Here is a 19,138-nt window from a genome sequence, read left to right on the forward strand (position 1 = left end):
ATTTTCATCACACTGACAGGATCAACACAGAGTAAGATGGATAAAATACTGATTGTTGATGACAATCCCGCCGTGCTGGATGCACTGTCATTAATGCTGGAGCTACACGGCTATCAACCCGTCACTGCCACCTGCCCCGCTGAAGCGATTCAGGTGGTGGACTATCAAAGTATTAGTCTGGTGATTCAGGACATGAACTTTACCGCCGACACCACCTCTGGTGAAGAAGGTGTCGCGCTGTTTTATCAATTGCGGGAACTCAATGAGCATTTGCCCATCATTTTGATCACAGCCTGGACAGAATTGGAGCAAGCCATTGAACTGGTGAAATCCGGCGCAGCTGATTACATTGCCAAACCCTGGGATGATGCCAAGTTACTGACCAGCATTGCCAACCTGGTGGCGCTGGGCAAAGCCAATGCACAATCTGAGCAGTTAACCAGAGTAAAACAGGCACAGGCAAGTGCCCATCAAGCCGCCGAGCACATTGGTTTGGTGTATGCCAGTGAACCCATGCAGCGCACCATCGATATGGCTTTGCAAGTGGCCCGCTCCGATGTATCCGTGCTGATCACGGGACCCAATGGCAGCGGTAAAGAAAAAATAGCAGAGCTAATTCAGGCCCAGTCACCATTAAACAACGCCCCCTTTATCAAAGTGAATGCAGGCGCGTTGCCCAAAGAACTCATAGAAGCAGAATTGTTTGGTGCTGAAGCCGGTGCCTACACGGGTGCCCAAAAAGCGCGTATTGGTCGTTTTGAGGCTGCAAACGGCGGCACGCTGTTTCTGGATGAAATCGGTAACTTACCCCTTGATGGCCAAACGAAACTATTGCGGGTACTACAAACCGGCGATTTTGAACGCCTGGGCTCGGTTACTACGCAAAACGTTAAAGTCAGAGTGGTATCTGCCACCAACGCCGACTTGTTGCAAATGATTGCCGATGGCCAGTTCCGGGAAGATTTGTATTATCGACTCAATGTCATTGAATTGAATATTCCACCACTGGCTGAACGCCGCGATGATATCATGCCGCTCATAAAGCACTTTTTACCTGGCCGTGATGTGAGTCTTAACGCGCAAAACCGTCTCACCAGTCACGACTGGCCGGGCAATGTGCGTGAGCTGGAAAACGCCTGCAAACGAGTGCAGGTATTAAAACCCGAAGGCATATTAGAAGCGGAAGACTTTGCACTGCAGCAAAAAGCCCAAACCATCACGCCGCCAACTGGCGCTGTCTCTGGAATTACTGGCAATGCAAGTGCAACACCGACACAAGTCAATGCTGAGCCTGATAAACAAGCATTGCTGGATGCCATGAAGGCTCATCAGGGTGTTATCGCCAGAGTGGCAAAACAGTTTGGCATGAGTCGACAAGCCCTGTATCGCCGCTTGCAAAAATTTGACATAGACTATTAATACTGCAGCAAATCACTGGATACCGGAACCCGAAAATACAGCATGAACCTTCAACTAAAACTGCAAAAAGTGGTGCTGTGCTGCACGCTATTTGCCTGTATCCCTACCTTCTATTTACTGGACACCAGCGTCAGCAATAAATTGTTGCTACTGGCGGCCATCGTATTTGCCTGCTGGCAACTTAGCGGCTATGCACTGAAGCGCTTTAACCTCGGCATGGCGGGCCTTGAAACCGGCTTACTGAACTTTCTGGACGGTGAGTATGCTTCACTGCTGTCTTATGATGATAATGATGAATTAGGACACCTTAGCCGTCTATACAACCAAACCGCGGAAAAACTGCGGGCGGAAAAGCACTGGATTTATCAGCGAGAACTGATGCTGGACAAGGTGCTGCAAAACTCACCTGAAGTCTTAGTGCTTATCAATGATCGTAATCAAGTGGTATTCAGCAATTGGGCGGCTCGCCACTTTTTCCACATTAACAGCACCAAGCTTGAGGGGTTGCTGTTATCTGAATTACTGGAAAATGCTCCACAAGGCGTCAGCAATGTGATTGAAGCGGCGCAAGAAGGCCTGTTCAGCATCAGCCACGACAACGATGAACAACAAACCTGGCACCTGGCCACAGGACAGTTTTTGTTAAATAACCAGCAGCATCAGCTGTATATACTAAAACAAATGACTCGGGAATTAAGTCGTCAGGAAGTGGCAGTGTGGAAGAAGGTGATCCGCATTATCAGTCACGAATTAAATAATTCTTTAGGCCCCATTTCTTCGATGCTTAACAGTGGCAAGCTGCTCACAGAACAGGTACAAGACAACCGCCTTAATCGGGTATTTAACACCATTGAAGAACGCATCCAACACCTGGTAACCTTCGTTCAAGGCTATGGCAAGTTCGCCAAGTTGCCCTCCCCCAAACTGAGCAAAATCCACTTCAATGAATTAGCAGCGCAGTTAGCGGAACAGTGGGCGTTCAATTACGACAAGCAACAAGACATCCAGTTTAATGCTGACCCTATTCAGCTGGAACAGTTGCTCATAAACCTGTTGAAAAACGCCCATGAATCTGGCTCTGATAAAGACGAAGTAAACCTGACTATTCGCGCCTTCAATAACAACATCATCATCGAAGTACTGGATCGCGGTAAAGGTATGTCAGATTCAGTACTATCCCAGGCCTTAATCCCCTTCTACTCCACCAAAAACAGTGGCAGCGGTCTAGGCCTGGCCCTGTGCCGTGAAATCGCCGAAGCACATCATGGTCACATCGCCTTGCAAAACCGCAAAGACGGTGGCTTGTGTGTGCGAGTGAGTTTACCCGGCGTCTAAAACCAGGGCTATTTAGCCCTGGTTACGCTTGCAGGTGAACCACAAGTGTCCGCCGCCAATCAACAATCCCCAGATCACCGAACTCAAACCCAAAAACTGCATACCTGACAATACAATCAAAAAAGTCAGTAACGCCGATTCGCGGCTGTTGGCGTCACTAAACGCGGAGTGCAAACACGTCACCAAGGTGCCTAACAAGGCAAAACCCGCCAGCATTTTAATGATCTCTATCGGCATAGCTGAAAACAGCCCCACCACAGCGGTGGCAAAAACACCTGCCAAACAATAGAATCCCCCAGCCCACAATGCGGCTTTGTATCGTTGCTTCGGATCGCTATCCACCTCAGGCGTCATACAAATTGCTGCGGTGATAGCGGCGAGGTTTAAGCTAAACCCACCTAGCGGAGCCATTACTGCATTAACCAGTCCAGTCCCCTGTAGCACGGGCTTTACCGGTACAGTATAACCATGGGTTTTCAGCACAGTAATGCCAGGCAAATTTTGCGACAACATGGTAACCAAATATAAAGGAATGGCTAAGTTGAGCACAGCCATGATATCCAGCTGTGGGGTCACCCAAACCGGTTTTGCAATTGAAAAATCCAGTTGGGAAAATGCCAGGTCGCTTTGATACACCATCAGCAATATCGCAACCACTAAAAGCAACGCCATGGCGTATTTTGGTATAAAATGTTTGGCCAACAAGAATGTCAAAAACATCAAGGCAAACGCAATTGGCATGGTGCCCACCACAGTGAAACTGCCAAGACAAAAAGGCAGTAGTATCGCGCCCAACATTGCGGTGCCTAATACTGGCGGTATATTCTCAATAGCGCGACTCAATGGTTTTATCATTCCGGTTGCAAAAATCAGTAAGCCATTCACCATAAATGCTCCCACAACAAGTGCCATGTCGTACTGAAAACTCATTCCAGCCAGTAGCACAGCACCAGGTGTAGACCAGGCGGTCACTATCGGTGTTTTATAAAACCAGGAAAAACCAATAGAAGAGAAGCCCATCGCCAGCCCCAGTGCCAACAACCAGCTTTGGGTTTGAGCGGCGTTTGCTCCCATTGCATTAGCCGCCTGAATCACTATCGCAATGGCACTGGTGTAACCCACCAGCACTACGGTAAAGCCCGCCGAAATATGACTGACATTGAATTTGCTCACGGCATTTCCCCCTATTTGGCTATGAATAATCTGCAGGCGGATAGTGTGCGAATGCAGAGTAACCTGCTAAACTCTGGACGTTATAACGCACAAAACAACCATAACATTGTGCGCTATAACGCACAATCAATAATTATCAGTAAAAACTCGAGTACACCTATCAATGGATCACACTGAATTCGTCACCGAAATTGCGCAACACTTGAAAACCATTCGCAAAAACAAAGGATTAAGTCTGGATGCCACTGCCAAACTTACCGGGGTATCAAAGGCGATGCTGGGCCAGATTGAACGCCAGGAGTCCAGCCCTACCATTGCGACATTGTGGAAAATTGCCAGCGGCCTGGAAGTGTCATTTTCGGCGTTTTTTGGCAACGCCCCGGCATTGCGCAGTAGCGAACAATCCTTTCCAGAGGATGGCAACATGCAGGTAAAAACGCTGTTTCCATTTCAAGCCGACACCCGGCTGGAAATGTTCGAAATCACATTAATAGATCATCATGAGCAGCTATCTTCGGCCCACAGTGTTGGTGTTATCGAGCACATTCATGTTTTACAAGGTCAACTGGCATTGTTTTTCGATGATCAGTGGCAAGTGTTTAACGCAGGGGAAAGCGTACGTTTTTACAGCGACCAACCCCATGGCTACAGGGCCATTTCCGCGCAGTGCATTTTCCAGGATGTTATCCGTTATCCGGGTTAAACATTACCCTTTCGTTAAATATCCCGGTAACTTTATTATCATCAAAATCATGCAGTTATCACCGTATATAGCTATTCTTGGGTAATATTTCTTTACGCATTGTAAACTAAATGTTAATTCTTTAATAAGGCTGGTGACAAATTCAGCATTGAGCACGGAAAGTGAAATCAGGACAGAGGAACATCGATAAGCAAGTTCCTTTTTCTTTGTTATGGAATGACAACGCTGTCATATCTGCATCGTTTTTTACTAACGGGATAACAACAGAGGAACCGAGAATGACTTTTCAATACAACGCCATCTTGCAAAAGATTGGCAAGGCAACAGCCGCAACTTGCTGTTTGCTCTCTTCGGCAGTATGTGCCAACACCTGGCAAACCGAAGTCGCCGTTGTGGGCGAAGAAGGCCTATGGTGGAACAACTACACCATCACCATCAGCAATACTGGCAACAGCGCACTAGATCTGGACGACGCCCAACTTAGCTTCCAATCCCAAAAAGCCACAACGGCACCAAACTGGTCAGGTACCGGGATCAGCTCCCCCACACTCAATGCCAGTTCAACAGCGGACAATGCTGTATTTTCCAACAGCGTACAATTCGACTTTGAAGAGAATAGCTGGACAGACTCCTTGTTAGAACCTGGCAACAGCGTAGTGCTCACTTATGGCATTAGCGGCCAGATTGGCATCAACGAGGTGCAAAATAGCCTGAACTTAACCCTGGATGGCAGCAGTTCCCCGACACTTGCCGTTACCTTCAGCACCCCAACGGACAACGCTGAATTTGTTGTAGGGGAAAACGTATTAATTAGCGCGAATGTTGAGACCAATAACACCACAGTACAACAGGTGGATTTTTACCTGGATCAGCAATTGTTGTTTTCGGATACCCTGGCCCCCTGGCAAACCACATGGTTGGCTGAAGGACTGGGTAACAAAAACCTGCAAGTGATCGCCAGCGACGGCAATAATTTAAGCGCCAATGACAACGCTGTCATATCAATAATTGAAGTTCAACCAGAACCCTCACTATCCATAACACTTGATTCCCCCCTCAACGGAGCAAATTTTGATGCGGGTCAAAATGTCGCCATCTCAGCCAGCGTTGCAGCCACAGATACCAGCACTGGCTACGTTGAGTTTTACATCAACGGACAATTATTGAGCACCGACAATGTCGCCCCTTTCACTGCGAACTGGCAAGCACAAGGTGATGGCGAGATCAGCCTTTCAGCGACGGCGGTAGATACCACAGGTGAGATTAATGACACCGCCAACAGCACCATTCTGGTTTCAGCAGTCACTGAACCACAAGCACCGCAAATCACCTTACTCTCCCCCGGCAGTAATGTGTTTGTTAATCAGCAGGTAAACCTCAGCGCTGAAGTGACTGATGTGAATAACGATGTAGTTAGCGTTGAGTTTTTTGCCGATGGCATTTCCTTGGGAAGCAGTGAACAGGCCCCGTACAGCATCACTTGGCAACCCAATCAAACAGGTGCCACAGAATTAAGCGCCATTGCTGTAGATGCCACACAATTGAGCGATGAAAGTACCCCTGTAACAGTAAATGTAAAACAAACAGGCACCGGTAACCTTTCTTGTGATATCAGCCAGATTTATCGCGCTGACGGCAGCGAGTGTATGGGCGATGATCACCCGCGTCGCATTATTGGTTATTTTACCTCCTGGCGTACCGGTAAAAACGGTTTGCCATCCTATCTGGCGAAAGACCTTCCCTGGGACAAACTCACCCATATCAATTACGCCTTTGCCAGTATCAATACTCAGACCAATGAAATACAGGTGTCCGCCGAAGCCACCGAGCTCGAATGGCCGGAAGTTGCCGGTGCCCAAATGGATCCTGAATTTACCTACAAAGGACACTTTAATCACATCTCTTCACTGAAAAAACAGTATCCGGATGTGAAGACTCTCATCTCTGTAGGTGGCTGGGCTGAAACCACCGGCTTTTACGCCATGACCACGAACCTTGATACCTGTGGCGTCAATCAGGCAGGGATCAATGCATTTAATGCCTCGGCTGTTCAATTTATCCGTGACTATGGTTTTGACGGCGTGGATGTGGATTACGAATACCCCTCTTCCATGAACGACTCGGGCAATCCCATCGATTTTGCCATATCCAATAAATGTCGCGCGAAACTGATGGACAATTATGAAGTGTTCATGGCGGATTTACGCAGCGCGCTGGATGCAGCAGGCGAACAGGACAATCGCAAATATTTGCTCACCATTGCTGCGCCCTCTTCCGGTTATTTATTGCGAGGAATGGAAGATTTCGCACTAGGCGAGATACTGGATTACGTCAACATCATGAGCTACGACCTGCACGGAGCGTGGAACGAATATGTCGGCCCCCAAGCCGCGCTATTTGACAATGGTGATGATGCCGAGCTGGCCGCTGCTGGTGTCTATAGTACCGCACAATATCAAGGCATTGGCTATCTGAATACCGCCTGGGCATACCAGTATTTCCGGGGCGCATTTTCGCCAGCCCAAATCAATATTGGTATTCCCTATTACACCCGTGGATTCCAGGGAGTAACCGGCGGTGTGAATGGACTCTGGGGCAAAGCAGCACTGCCGGATCAAACCCAGTGTTTACCCGGAACCGGAGCCAATACGCCTTGTGGCTATGGCGCACAAGGTATTGATAACCTGTGGCATGATCTGGACGACGATGGCAACGAAATCCCAGCGGGCTCCATGCCTATGTGGCACGCCATGAATCTGATGAATGCCGATACCCTGAATTTTGGTGCCATGCCAAGTTACGGTGCTGATTGGGGTCTAGATAGTAACGACCCGGCCGATATTATCAGCGGCGATTACCAATATCACTACAGTGCAGAGCTGGGAGTCAGCTGGTTGTGGAACCCGCAAAAGCAAGTGTTCCTGTCTATTGAAGATGAAACCTCATTAGCGCAAAAGTTAGCGTTTATTATTGAGACAGGCGCTGGCGGTATGATGGTATGGGAAATGGCCGGCGACTACGGCTTCGATGCACAAAAAGGTGAATACACCTTTGGCACCACGCTCACGGACCTGGCTTACGACACTTTTGCCACTGCCTCGGCCATGACGCAAGAGCCGCATACTCTGCCCGTTCCTGATGAAGTCATTGATATCACAGTGACAACCCGAGACTGGCCAGCAGGCGACAACAACTATCCTATCAACCCGACTTTGGTGATCAGCAACAATAGCCAGCACGCTATTCCGGCTGGCAGCGAGATCACCTTCTTAATGCCCACCTCCACCGGCGATGAAGTGAAAGACTGGGACGGTGCTGGCGTGCAGGTGACAGAGTCTGGCTATACCGGCAGCAACTTTAAACTAAACGGTAGCCGCAAAGACTTTCATACAGTGAGCATTCCACTTAATGGCAATACCAGTATTGCAGCGGGTACAGAGTTTACGGTTTCTATGGTGTATTACCTGCCCGTATCTGGTCTTGGCAACGCCCTGCGCATCAACATTGGTGACAAGGTGCTGGGATTAAAATCTGCCTATCCTCACCTGCCGGAATACACTGGAGATGGAGACACTGGTGATGGAGATAATGGAACCGGTGGAACAGGCGCAAGCTGTGAAAGCCAGAATATCGACCCCGCCAGCTATCGGGCTTACCCCAACTTTCCGCAAACCGACTGGCAAGGCAACCCCAGCCATGCCGCCACTGGCGACCGCTTAACTCATCAAAACTCGGTGTGGCAAGCCAACTGGTGGACAACGGCACAACCCGGAAGCGATGGCAGCTGGTCGGCAGTCTGTAGCTACTAACGCAACGTCGAACACAAACGGGGGCGCGGCTTGAATTAGCCGATGGCCGTGCCCCGCTTATTAACAATCACATCAAGACAACAAGAGAATCGAAAATGAAACTGAAAAAACTCGCGCTGGCAACAGCACTGTTGAGCACCGGCATAAGTGGGCAGGCACTGGCCGCCGCTCCGGGCGCCCCCACCATTAACTGGATGGAAACCAACTTCGCCATCATCGAAATTGATGAAACCGCTAGTGCTTATCAACAACTGGTTACCATAAAAAACTATGCAGAAGTGCCGGTGAGCTGGTCAAAATGGTCGGGCGATGCCGCCACGTCAGCGCGCTATTTACTGAACGGCACCGTAGTTCTCGAGCAAAACTTAACCGGCGGAGGCGATTCGCAAACCGGCAGTGCTACTTTACAGGTGGACACGGGCGGCCAATATCAGCTAAGTATAGAACTGTGCAATAACGACGGATGCACCGCCGCAGCTTCTACCGTTTCCATCAAAGTGGAAGATACAGACGGTAGCCATATGGATCCGCTGGTATTAACTGATGGTGAAAACAATCAGCCCTATACCAATAGTACTGACTCGGTAGTAGGCAGCTATTTTGTTGAATGGGGTGTATATGGCAGAAAATTCCCGGTAGATAAGATCCCGGCCTACAACCTTACCCATATCCTGTATGGCTTTATCCCCATCTGTGGCCCCAATGATTCACTACAAGCCGCCAATCCGGGTGGTCACAATATCCTGGTGGCCAGCTGTAATGGCATGCCGGACTTCAGTGTAACCATTCACGATATTTTTGCGGCGGTAACCAAAACCCAGAACGGTCAGGTTTCCGGCGACAGCTATCGTGGTAACTTCGGCCAGCTTATGGCGTTAAAACAAGCCTACCCGGATTTGACCATCCTTCCGTCCATTGGTGGCTGGACCTTATCTGATCCCTTTTATTATTTAGGCGATGCCAGCAACCGACAAACCTTTGTAAATTCGGTAGAGCAATTCCTGCGCACCTGGAAATTCTTCGATGGTGTTGATATCGATTGGGAATACCCCGGCGGTGGCGGTGCCAATGGTAGCCTGGGCGATCCTACCAACGACGGTGAAACTTACCGCCTGTTAATGCGCGACTTGCGCGCCATGCTGGATTCCTTAGAAGCGGAAACCGGCAGAACCTATGAGCTAACCTCTGCTGTCGGTGCCGCCGAGCAAAAAATCAATCGCATAGATTATCAGGCGATGCAACAGTATATGGATTATATCTTTATTATGTCCTACGACTTTTATGGCGCCTTTGATTTAAACAAATTAGGTCATCAAACCGGGGTTTATGCCCCCGACTTCCGCCCCACCGATGCCCAAACGCAGCAGTTTAACTTAAGTGGTGCTGTAGATGAGTTCCTGGCACAAGGGGTGTCGCCCTCCAAGTTAGTAGCCGGAGTGGCCATGTATGGACGCGGCTGGACTGGTGTTAATGGCTTTGACCAAAACACCCACTTGACTGGCACAGCCACTGGCCCGGTTGCTGGTAGCTGGGAGCCAGGCGTGGTGGATTATCGGGATATTGCCCAATTCCGCAACTCGTCTGATTGGAGCTATTACTACGACAATGCCGCCGAAGCGCCTTACTTGTTTAAAGCCAGTACCGGAGATTTAATTACCTACGACGACGCCACATCAGTGCAAGCCAAAGGCGATTTAGTGGCTGCAAAAGGTCTGGCGGGGTTATTCTCTTGGGAAATTGATGCTGATAATGGCGACATTCTCAATGCCATGCATGAGGCCCTTGGTCATGGTGGTGGCACCGGCAATAATGCCCCCACCGCCCGTGCAGGATTAAATCAAACCATCACTAACCTGCCTGCGACCGTAAGCCTTAATGGCAGTAGCTCAACCGATCCCGATGGTGATAATTTGAGCTATGTCTGGCAGCAGGTTTCCGGGACACCTGTCACCCTTAACAATGCCAATAGCGCTACAGCTAATTTTAATGCTGGTGTAGTAAGCACGGATCAAACCCTGGTATTTCGCCTTACGGTAAACGACGGCGCGCTGGATGCTGAAGACACAGTGCAAGTTACCCTGAAAGCGGTAACGCAAGGCAATACCCCTCCTGTGGCTGATGCCGGCAATAATCAAACGGTAGCAGCTAATGCCACGGTAACCCTGGATGCTGGCGGTTCCAGCGATGCCGATGGCGATACCTTGAGTTACAGCTGGCAACAGGTTTCAGGCACGGCTGTGACTTTGGCTGGTGCCAACTCAGTGCAAAGCAGCTTTACTACACCCACCGTATCAAGCAACGAAGATCTGGTATTCCAGGTACTGGTGGATGATGGAACGGACAGCGACACGGCCACTGTTAGCATAACAGTTACCGGCAATAGCACCGGTAATCCTTGTGATGCCAGCGATCCCAATGCAGGCAATTACAACGCCTGGAGTGCAGGTAATACCTACACAAGTGGTGCCACAGTCAGTCATAACAACCTGGTATGGCAGGCAAATTGGTGGAATCAAAATTCCGAGCCGTCCAACAGCAATTCTGCCTGGACACTGTTAAGCGATGTTGAATTCCCATGGGATGCCAGTGTGGCCTACACAGGCGGAAGTGAAGTGAATCATCTGGACAGACGTTACAGCGCCGCTTATTGGACTCAGGGAGATGAACCAGGCGTGGCCACAGTGTGGAGTGACATCGGACCAGCATCCTGCGAATAATTCACAGTTAACTCTGAATTAAAAGGCTAAAAATAAAAAGGCGAACCAATAGTTCGCCTTATACATTTTCTAATGAAATATTATATCAAAAGTATAACTTGGCTTTGGAATTCTTTGTTGAAACGCTTAGCGAATTTATTCAACTCAACACCGTTACATTTGATGTTGTTCAGGCTGATAGACAAACGGCTTTTAGCAGCAACAAATGCTTCGTTTGAAGTAGCAGCAGCGATGCACAACTCAGACTCTGGTGCATTATCTACATTTTCGAAAGCAATAGTTTTGGCCACTTCTTTCGCTTCTTTGTTGTACTTAGCAACAAACTCGTTGATAGGCATACCATTACAAGAAACCTTGGCATCACGACCTTTCACAGTTTCGCCAGTTTGTACGGCAACGATACACTTCTGGCTGAACTCAGAACCGTCAACGTTAACGAATTCAAAAGCAGTAGCAGTGTGAGAAACAGAAGCAACAACAACAGCAGCGAACAAAGACTTAAACATAACAACCTCTTAAAACATTAAAATGGGTACAGAACAAAAAACGCGCACATCTTAATCTTTCGAGGCAGGAAAACAATTGAGAAAAATTGCATCAATTTCATTAGATATTTTAATGTGTAAATGGATTATTAATGAAAAATAAAGAAGATAAACAAATACCAATGCAAAACCTGCCTTTTCGCCACTTTGACTGTAATAATTCTGTAATGCTGTAAGTTACTTTACATCTCGGGATGGGTGATCAGATGAGTGATATCAGAAAAAACATCTTTTTCCATCAAAGATTGTAATAATTACCCAATATCGATTGCAGTTGTTGTGATTGTTTAAGACTTAAAATAGCAGAGTTTAGCGCTTCCAAAGCCGCGGTTTTGTGTGGCTCAATGCGGCATTCAAAGCCATCAAAGGTGCTGAAAATAGCGTTGCCGGAAGAATAGTTGATACCCTCCAGCTCTTCGGCTGTCAATGAAAAACGCAGATCAGGCAGATAATCCAGATACGCATCTGCGCGCCCTTTCTTTAACATTTCCATACCTGAATGGGGTGTTAACACCGGCGTGAAATCCGCTTCAAAGGGATTATCATTAATTAAATTACTAAACAGATAACCTTGCGGATAAACCACGGTTTTACGGCGCACCTGCTCAAGCGAAGTGTAAGTAGTATCACCATAAGAGAATAAATGCACCGAAACGCGGTTAACGGGTTCTAAAAAACGGGTTTCTATTTCGCCTCGATAAACTCCTTTGGCAATTGGGAAAATACAATCAATTTTGCCGTGATCCAGCAAAAAGTTAGAACGGCCACTAGGATAAAACTGCGCATCAAACTGCAAACCAAATTGCTCTGTTAACACGCTCAACAGGCGGTTATAGGGGGCCTGCTCATCAGCAACATCCATTACCCCTTCAATATGGGTCAAAGATAGCTTCAAAGGCGGATGCTTATCCGCACTACTGTTGTCTGCCGCCTGTGTACTTTTTAAATAAAAACACACAAGAAGAAAAAGTAATCGCAACCTGCTCTCTCCATTTGTGGCTGGAATTAAAAATCTATTTTTAAAAGATAGTTCGCTGTATCTGGTTTCCTGCTAAAGCCAATGTATAACAGCATAGACAAAGTATAGCTTTAAACGTAAGAGCAGTGTGAATGGACCAGCTGTACAACTCAAAATGAGCTATTTGAACCCATATTAAACATAAATTATTTTACGTTTATCATAAAATACAATTTGACTAACATAAAATATGTCGCTATTTTTACCAGCATGAACATACGTATAAATCTCGATATTGAATTGGCCAGAAAAAAGATGTCGCTCACAGAACTCTCTGAGCGCATTGGTATTTCCATGACCAATTTATCTTTATTAAAAAACGGAAAAGTCAAAGCCATTCGCTTTAGTACCTTGGAAGCCATCTGCGAAGCACTGGAGTGTCAACCGGGGGATATTCTGGTGTACGAGAAACGTAATAAGTAATGGCAATAACCATATCAGGAGGCTTCATGGAGCAACGTGAACAAATGACAACAGGGATAGCGGCTATCGCTCTAGCAGCACTATTTCCCGTTTATTGGATCTTTAGCTTATCTGACGCAATGGGAGATTTTGAGGCGTCGATTCGGGCCAACCTGACAGTATTAAACTTCAACGATCTGTTGTTTTTAGTGCTGGGGATATTGGAAATCTACGTTTACCTGAGTTTGCGCAAAACCTTGAAAGATTACATGGGTACCACAGCGGCTCAGCTATTATTACTCCTGATGTGCATCGCGGTAATAGCCTTTCATAGCACCCTGATATTTGATCTGTTCCTTGCCATGGCTCAGGCCCCATCTGCAGAAACCATAGATAACCTCAATAACATCGCCATCGCAATTTCCATCGGCGGGCTGATCATCTATAGCATTCTGGGTCTGGTGTTTGCCATCTTATTAATGTTAAAGGCCAAAGAGCTCTCATCCCTTATCAAAGTATTCAGCGTACTATTACTCATCAGCTGCGCATTGCAACTTACCGTAGTGTTTTCTTTTGTCAGCCTGTTGTTGTTCCCGGCCGCCATGCTGGTGCTGGCCATTTACTATTTTAAAAGCCCCACCAGTGTCGAGGTGGTCTAAATGAAAATCTTGTTCAAACGCATTTTATTGTTGTTGTCTCTGCTATTACTGTGGAGTGTTGTAGCCCTATATGGTGGATTAAGCGGATGGTGGTTAAAACCGCTGGCCCACAAAGATGATGTGAATGGCTTTACCAGCGCCATAGAGCGAAAACTGGCTACTGAAGTTAGGGGCAATGTGGCATTGGTACTGATTGAGTCCGGTGAGGTGGTTTATGAAAACTACAATCACTCTCTGGATGAGATAAACCGCGAAACCCTGTTTCCTGTCGCCTCCATGAGTAAGTTCTTCACGGCGCTGGGCGTGTTGGAATTCACTGAAAAGTACCAGGCATCACTTGACCAACCCGTTGCGGAATTAATCAACGGCTGGCAGTTACCAGAATCCCCATTTGATCACAGCAAAGTTACCTTAAGCGCCCTGCTATCTCACACGGCTGGCTTAACCGACAGTTTAGGCTTTGCGGATTATCAAAATGCAGAAGATGTGCCCAACCTCATTGACTCACTCAATGCCCCGCAAGCCATTGATGGCGTTAGAGCCATAACAGTGGGTTTTGAGCCCGGCAGCGAATGGGCTTATTCCGGTGGTGGCTATTTGATTACTGAGTTGGTAGTTGAAGAACAAACCGATATGGCATTTGAGAGCTGGATGCAACAATCGGTATTCGCTCCCACCGGCATGAGCCGCGCCACTTACGACCCTATTAGCACGCTGGATAACCATTCAAAGTCTTATGATAAAGTTGGCACTGCGGCACCGCTTTATTACTATGCCTCCCCGGCTGCCACGGGTTTATCCTTGTCGGCACACGACCTGGTGCAATTGCTAAGTTCGGATTTAATAAGCCGCCATAGCCAGGCTCTCACCCAACCAATTGGCAACAAACTGGGCGCGCCCATTTGGGGCTTAGGAGCCATGTTGTATGCCCCATTGGATGATGCACAAGGGCAATCAAACAAAGGCCAGTTTATCTTCGGCCACGACGGTTCTAACGAACCCGCCATCAACAGCACACTGCGCATCAATCCAAGCAGCGGCGATGCCCTGATTGTACTCAGCACTGGAGGAGACTTTTTGGCCAGCCAAATTGGTTACGAATGGGTATTGTGGCAATCCGGCTACCCCGACTTTTTACATTTTGAACGAGCCATCGCCAGCGCCTGGCAACCCATGTTCTCAGGTTTTGTGGTGATTGTGATGTTGCTTATGGCGAGGTTGATTTTTGCGAAGCGTAAACAAAAGCGTCACTAATGATTCTACACTGAGCAGGGTGCACTAGTACCCTGCCCCAGCGACCTGTTCACTAGCCTCTATTTAAATGCTTGCACTTGCTACAGTTCTGTAACTACACTCCATAAAGGTCAATATAATTACCCTTATGGACAAATCAGTTAAATGGACTCAAATAGCACCACAACAGAGACACCCGAAAGCACAACTAACAAACTTGCATTGTTACGAAACACAGAAGTCTATATCCCCCTCATCGCAGCAGTAATCGCCACCTATGTCCACTTTTGGGGCTACGCCTACCTCAAAGGAAAACTACAAATGGTAGGGCTTGGAGATATTGAAATAGAATTATCGATTCTGGAATCGGTGTATCAGGCATCGTTGTCCTTTAAGGATATTGTCAATGGGATGATAAACGCGAGTTTATCCGGACTCATATATACAATGACTATTCTGTTCAGCGCTCTTATTTTAGTGATACTAATGTATTCCATTTACCACTACTTTAGTGGCCTCAACCTAGAGGAGAATAACAAAGCGCCGAACAACGTAGACCTTCCTCATGGCTTTTTAGGCAGTTTAAAAAACCGGAACGATTCAGAGTTTCGAAGCGTTTGCGGTCATGGGGATCATTATGGTGTTTTTTCTGGGTTTCGCCGCGGTTAGCAATTTATTATTGAGTATTCCAAGAGCATTGGGCCAGGAATCCGGCAAAACCTACATAGAAAAGGCCGTCTGTAAGGACATTCCATGGAGTAAGTTAAAGCAAGACAGAGTTGTCTCCTGCACTCGAATTGAAACGCTCAATCAAAGCGCCCAGGAAAGAGAGTTACATCGCGGTGTAATTCTGTTCAAAAACAACCAATACACGATTATGGTCACCAATCAAAAAAGCTTATTGCTGAATAATCAGAACAGGCTTATCGCCTGGTCTGAAGTTTTTGAGCGAGAGAACGAGAATCAATAACCCCCACTAATCTCATCACTTTTTGATTTGATTACCCCAACTAATCACATCAAAAAAATGATGCGATTAATCGAGAGTTGCCCTGCTCCACTCTCAACGGAAAACCCAAATAAAAAACCAGGGCTAAATAGCCCTGGTTTTTTGAAGATTTTGAAAAAGCGTTTAGCTTCGTCTTTTCGAAAAGCCGTATCGATTACTCTTCTCTATAGCTATCCACACTCGGGCAGCTGCACACAAGGTTTCTGTCGCCGTATACATCGTCGATGCGGTTTACCGTGGGCCAGAACTTGTTACGGGCCACGGCTTCAGCTGGGTACGCCGCTAGCTGTCGATCGTAACTGCGGTTCCAGTCGGCATCGCAGATATCCGCTAGTGTGTGCGGTGCGTTGTGTAGTGGGTTGTCGGTGGCATCCCACTCGCCGCTTTCTACTTTGGCAATTTCTTCACGGATGCTGATCATGGCATCACAGAATCGGTCCAGTTCGGCTTTAGCTTCGGATTCTGTTGGCTCAATCATCAGCGTACCGGCTACCGGGAAGCTCATGGTGGGCGCGTGGAAACCATAGTCGTTTAAGCGCTTAGCTACGTCCATTTCGGTTACACCACTGGCTTCTTTCAGAGGACGCAAATCGATAATACATTCGTGCGCAACCCGGTCATTACGGCCGCGGTACAATACATCAAAGTGACCAGTCAGGCGCTTGGCGATGTAGTTAGCGTTAAGCATGGCCACTTCGGTGGCTTTTTTCAGACCTTCGCTGCCCATCATCTGAATGTACATGTAGCTGATTGGCAAAATTGAAGCACTGCCCCATGGTGCTGCGGAAACCGCACCATTATTTTGGTTACCCTCTACAACGTTGATCACTTTGTGATCTGGCAAGAATGGCGCAAGATGAGATTTAACACCAATAGGTCCCATACCTGGGCCGCCACCACCGTGTGGAATACAGAAGGTTTTGTGCAGATTTAAGTGAGATACGTCGCTGCCAATTAAACCCGGTGATGTAATACCTACCTGAGCGTTCATGTTGGCGCCATCCATATACACCTGCCCGCCGTGCTGGTGCACGATGTCGCAGATTTCTTTGATGGTTTCTTCATATACACCGTGGGTAGACGGATACGTAACCATGATGCACGACAGGTTCTCGCTAACCTCTTCGGCTTTGGCCTTAAGGTCTGCCATGTCGATGTTACCGTTCTTGTCGCAATCCACCACTACCACTTTCAGGCCAACCATATTGGCTGAAGCCGGATTAGTTCCGTGGGCAGAGCTAGGGATTAAGCAGATGTCGCGATGGGCATCGCCTCGGCTTTGGTGATACTTCTGAATGGCAATCAAGCCAGCGTATTCACCTTGTGCGCCGGAGTTCGGCTGCATACACAGGTTATCGTAACCGGTGATTTCGATGAGCCAATCGCTCAGCTCGTTGATCATTTCCTGATAGCCCTGCGCCTGATCCACTGGCGCAAACGGGTGAATACCACCAAACTCTGGCCAGGTTACCGGGATCATCTCGGCAGTAGCGTTCAGTTTCATGGTACAAGAACCTAAGGAAATCATAGAGTGATTCAGCGCCAGGTCTTTGTTTTCCAAAGATTTGATATAACGCAGCATCTCCGTTTCGGAGTGATACTGGTTAAATACTTCGTGAGTCAGGATGTCAGTAGTGCGCTTTAGTTCCTCAGGAATAGAATTGCTGCCCTGAGATACAATACGGGCGTCTAATGCGCCCACTTCCAGGCCGTGATTCTCACCACAGAAAACATTGAACAATTCTGCAACATGGCTGCGTGTAGTGGTTTCGTCAAAGCTTACCCCCAGCATACCTTCTACGTCGGTACGAAGGTTAATACCGGCATTTAATGCGTTGGCTATGATGCTGGCTTTTTGCTCTTCGCTCACGTTAACACTCACGGTATCAAACCAGGTGCAGTTGCGCAGGGTAAAGCCTTTATCAGTTAAACCTTGTGCGAAGATATCCGCAAAACGGTGAATGCGATTTGCAATGGTTTTTAAACCTTCTGGACCGTGGTAAACCGCATAAAAAGAGGCCATGTTGGCCAGTAATACCTGCGCGGTGCAGATGTTAGAGTTGGCTTTTTCGCGGCGGATGTGCTGCTCGCGGGTTTGCAAGGCCATGCGCAGTGCCGGACGACCGCGAGTATCTTTAGAGACACCAATAATGCGGCCAGGCAATGAGCGCTTGTGCTTGTCGCTGGTAGCAAAAAACGCGGCGTGTGGACCACCGTAACCCATGGGCACACCAAAGCGTTGCGCAGAGCCCAGCACCACATCGGCGCCCAGCTCACCCGGTGCTTTAAGCAGTACCAAGCTCATGATATCAGCAGCGACCGCTACGATACCTTTATTGGATTGCACCGCGGCAATCAGGTTGCTGATATCAGTAATTTCACCCGTAGTGCCCGGATATTGTAATAGTGCACCGAAATAATCACCGTCGACAGCTTTTTCAGCGGCGGCGATTTCTACTTCAAAACCAAACATTTCAGCACGGGCACACACCACGTCGATGGTTTGCGGGTGCACGTTGTCGGCAATGAAGTAAGTATTACATTTCTTGTTTTTGGAAACGCGCTTGGCCAAGGCCATGGCTTCGGCAGCAGCAGTGGCTTCATCTAATAAAGAGGCTGAGGCCAGCTCCAGACCAGTTAAATCAATGGTTAATTGCTGGAAGTTAAGCAATGCTTCCAAACGGCCTTGGGCAATCTCTGGCTGATAAGGTGTGTAAGCCGTGTACCAACCCGGGTTTTCCAGAACGTTGCGCAAAATTACGTTAGGCACATGCACATCGCTGTAGCCCATACCAATGTGCGAGCGGAACAGTTTGTTCTTTTTAGCGACCTGCTTCAGGTTTGCCAATGCTTCGGCTTCAGTTACCGCTTTGCCCACATTCATCGGCTCTGGTAAACGGATAGATCCTGGTACCGTTTGCTGCATCAAATCATCCAATGACTCTGCACCCACAGCCGCCAGCATGTCAGCCGTTTCGGCTTCGCTTGGCCCAATGTGGCGACGAATAAAATCTTCGGTTTGTTCTAAATGAGATAATGAGAGAGATTGCTCAGACATGATGCTATTTCAGTTTCCCAAGGGATAAACCCGTTTTGTTAAAGTTTCAAATTTAAAA

The 19,138-nt window shown here is 47.8% G+C and carries 14 protein-coding genes; 10 read left to right on the forward strand and 4 right to left on the reverse strand.

Annotated features, from left to right (window positions below; all coding sequences use genetic code 11):
* Positions 1 to 36 precede the first annotated feature (36 nt).
* Positions 37 to 1,419, forward strand: coding sequence for a sigma-54-dependent transcriptional regulator (locus AABA75_RS13610; protein ID WP_338293154.1), 1,383 nt, complete (start codon positions 37 to 39; stop codon positions 1,417 to 1,419).
* 42 nt (positions 1,420 to 1,461) lie between these two features.
* The gene (locus AABA75_RS13615; RefSeq protein ID WP_338293155.1) at positions 1,462 to 2,754 is read left to right on the forward strand and encodes a sensor histidine kinase; all 1,293 of its coding nucleotides are present in this window, start codon (positions 1,462 to 1,464) and stop codon (positions 2,752 to 2,754) included.
* 12 nt (positions 2,755 to 2,766) lie between these two features.
* Here AABA75_RS13615 and AABA75_RS13620 read toward each other — a convergent pair whose 3' ends face one another.
* The gene (locus AABA75_RS13620; protein ID WP_338293156.1) at positions 2,767 to 3,927 is read right to left on the reverse strand and encodes a benzoate/H(+) symporter BenE family transporter; all 1,161 of its coding nucleotides are present in this window, start codon (positions 3,925 to 3,927) and stop codon (positions 2,767 to 2,769) included.
* Between the two features lie 163 nt (positions 3,928 to 4,090).
* On the opposite strand from AABA75_RS13620, the gene AABA75_RS13625 reads away from it, so the two are divergent.
* The 3 genes from AABA75_RS13625 to AABA75_RS13635 all read left to right on the forward strand — a co-directional run bounded on the left by AABA75_RS13625 (position 4,091) and on the right by AABA75_RS13635 (position 11,156).
* Positions 4,091 to 4,630 carry a helix-turn-helix domain-containing protein gene (locus AABA75_RS13625; RefSeq protein ID WP_338293157.1) on the forward strand — a complete coding sequence of 180 codons (540 nt, stop codon included), beginning with the start codon at positions 4,091 to 4,093 and terminating at the stop codon, positions 4,628 to 4,630.
* Positions 4,631 to 4,908: 278 nt separating this feature from the next.
* Complete coding sequence (locus AABA75_RS13630) at positions 4,909 to 8,439, forward strand: glycosyl hydrolase family 18 protein (RefSeq protein WP_338293158.1); 3,531 nt, start codon at positions 4,909 to 4,911, stop codon at positions 8,437 to 8,439.
* 95 nt (positions 8,440 to 8,534) lie between these two features.
* Positions 8,535 to 11,156, forward strand: coding sequence for a glycosyl hydrolase family 18 protein (locus AABA75_RS13635; protein WP_338293159.1), 2,622 nt, complete (start codon positions 8,535 to 8,537; stop codon positions 11,154 to 11,156).
* Between the two features lie 80 nt (positions 11,157 to 11,236).
* Here the strand turns inward: AABA75_RS13635 and AABA75_RS13640 are convergent, their stop codons facing one another.
* Both AABA75_RS13640 and AABA75_RS13645 read right to left on the reverse strand, forming a co-directional pair.
* Positions 11,237 to 11,662: a hypothetical protein gene (locus AABA75_RS13640; protein WP_338293160.1), complete on the reverse strand. Its 426-nt coding sequence runs from the start codon at positions 11,660 to 11,662 to the stop codon at positions 11,237 to 11,239.
* Between the two features lie 277 nt (positions 11,663 to 11,939).
* Complete coding sequence (locus AABA75_RS13645; RefSeq protein WP_338293161.1) at positions 11,940 to 12,596, reverse strand: transporter substrate-binding domain-containing protein; 657 nt, start codon at positions 12,594 to 12,596, stop codon at positions 11,940 to 11,942.
* Between the two features lie 333 nt (positions 12,597 to 12,929).
* Here AABA75_RS13645 and AABA75_RS13650 point away from each other — a divergent pair, with 333 nt between their 5' ends.
* From AABA75_RS13650 to AABA75_RS13670, 5 genes are all read left to right on the forward strand, one after another.
* Positions 12,930 to 13,142 (forward strand): helix-turn-helix domain-containing protein, encoded by a 213-nt coding sequence (locus tag AABA75_RS13650; RefSeq protein WP_338293162.1) that lies wholly within the window; start codon positions 12,930 to 12,932, stop codon positions 13,140 to 13,142.
* 26 nt (positions 13,143 to 13,168) lie between these two features.
* Positions 13,169 to 13,780 carry a hypothetical protein gene (locus tag AABA75_RS13655; RefSeq protein WP_338293163.1) on the forward strand — a complete coding sequence of 204 codons (612 nt, stop codon included), beginning with the start codon at positions 13,169 to 13,171 and terminating at the stop codon, positions 13,778 to 13,780.
* The gene (locus AABA75_RS13660) at positions 13,781 to 15,034 is read left to right on the forward strand and encodes a serine hydrolase domain-containing protein (RefSeq protein WP_338293164.1); all 1,254 of its coding nucleotides are present in this window, start codon (positions 13,781 to 13,783) and stop codon (positions 15,032 to 15,034) included.
* Between the two features lie 144 nt (positions 15,035 to 15,178).
* Complete coding sequence (locus tag AABA75_RS13665; protein WP_338293165.1) at positions 15,179 to 15,682, forward strand: hypothetical protein; 504 nt, start codon at positions 15,179 to 15,181, stop codon at positions 15,680 to 15,682.
* Positions 15,651 to 15,983, forward strand: a complete 333-nt coding sequence (locus AABA75_RS13670) for a hypothetical protein (RefSeq protein WP_338293166.1) — start codon at positions 15,651 to 15,653, stop codon at positions 15,981 to 15,983. The genes AABA75_RS13665 and AABA75_RS13670 overlap by 32 nt, the downstream gene beginning before the upstream one ends.
* Positions 15,984 to 16,176: 193 nt before the next feature.
* Here AABA75_RS13670 and gcvP read toward each other — a convergent pair whose 3' ends face one another.
* Positions 16,177 to 19,080, reverse strand: a complete 2,904-nt coding sequence (gene gcvP / locus AABA75_RS13675; protein ID WP_338293167.1) for an aminomethyl-transferring glycine dehydrogenase — start codon at positions 19,078 to 19,080, stop codon at positions 16,177 to 16,179.
* Positions 19,081 to 19,138: the final 58 nt, after the last annotated feature.

It is taken from the genome of Planctobacterium marinum, from assembly GCF_036322805.1.
Lineage (GTDB): Bacteria > Pseudomonadota > Gammaproteobacteria > Enterobacterales > Alteromonadaceae > Planctobacterium > Planctobacterium marinum_A.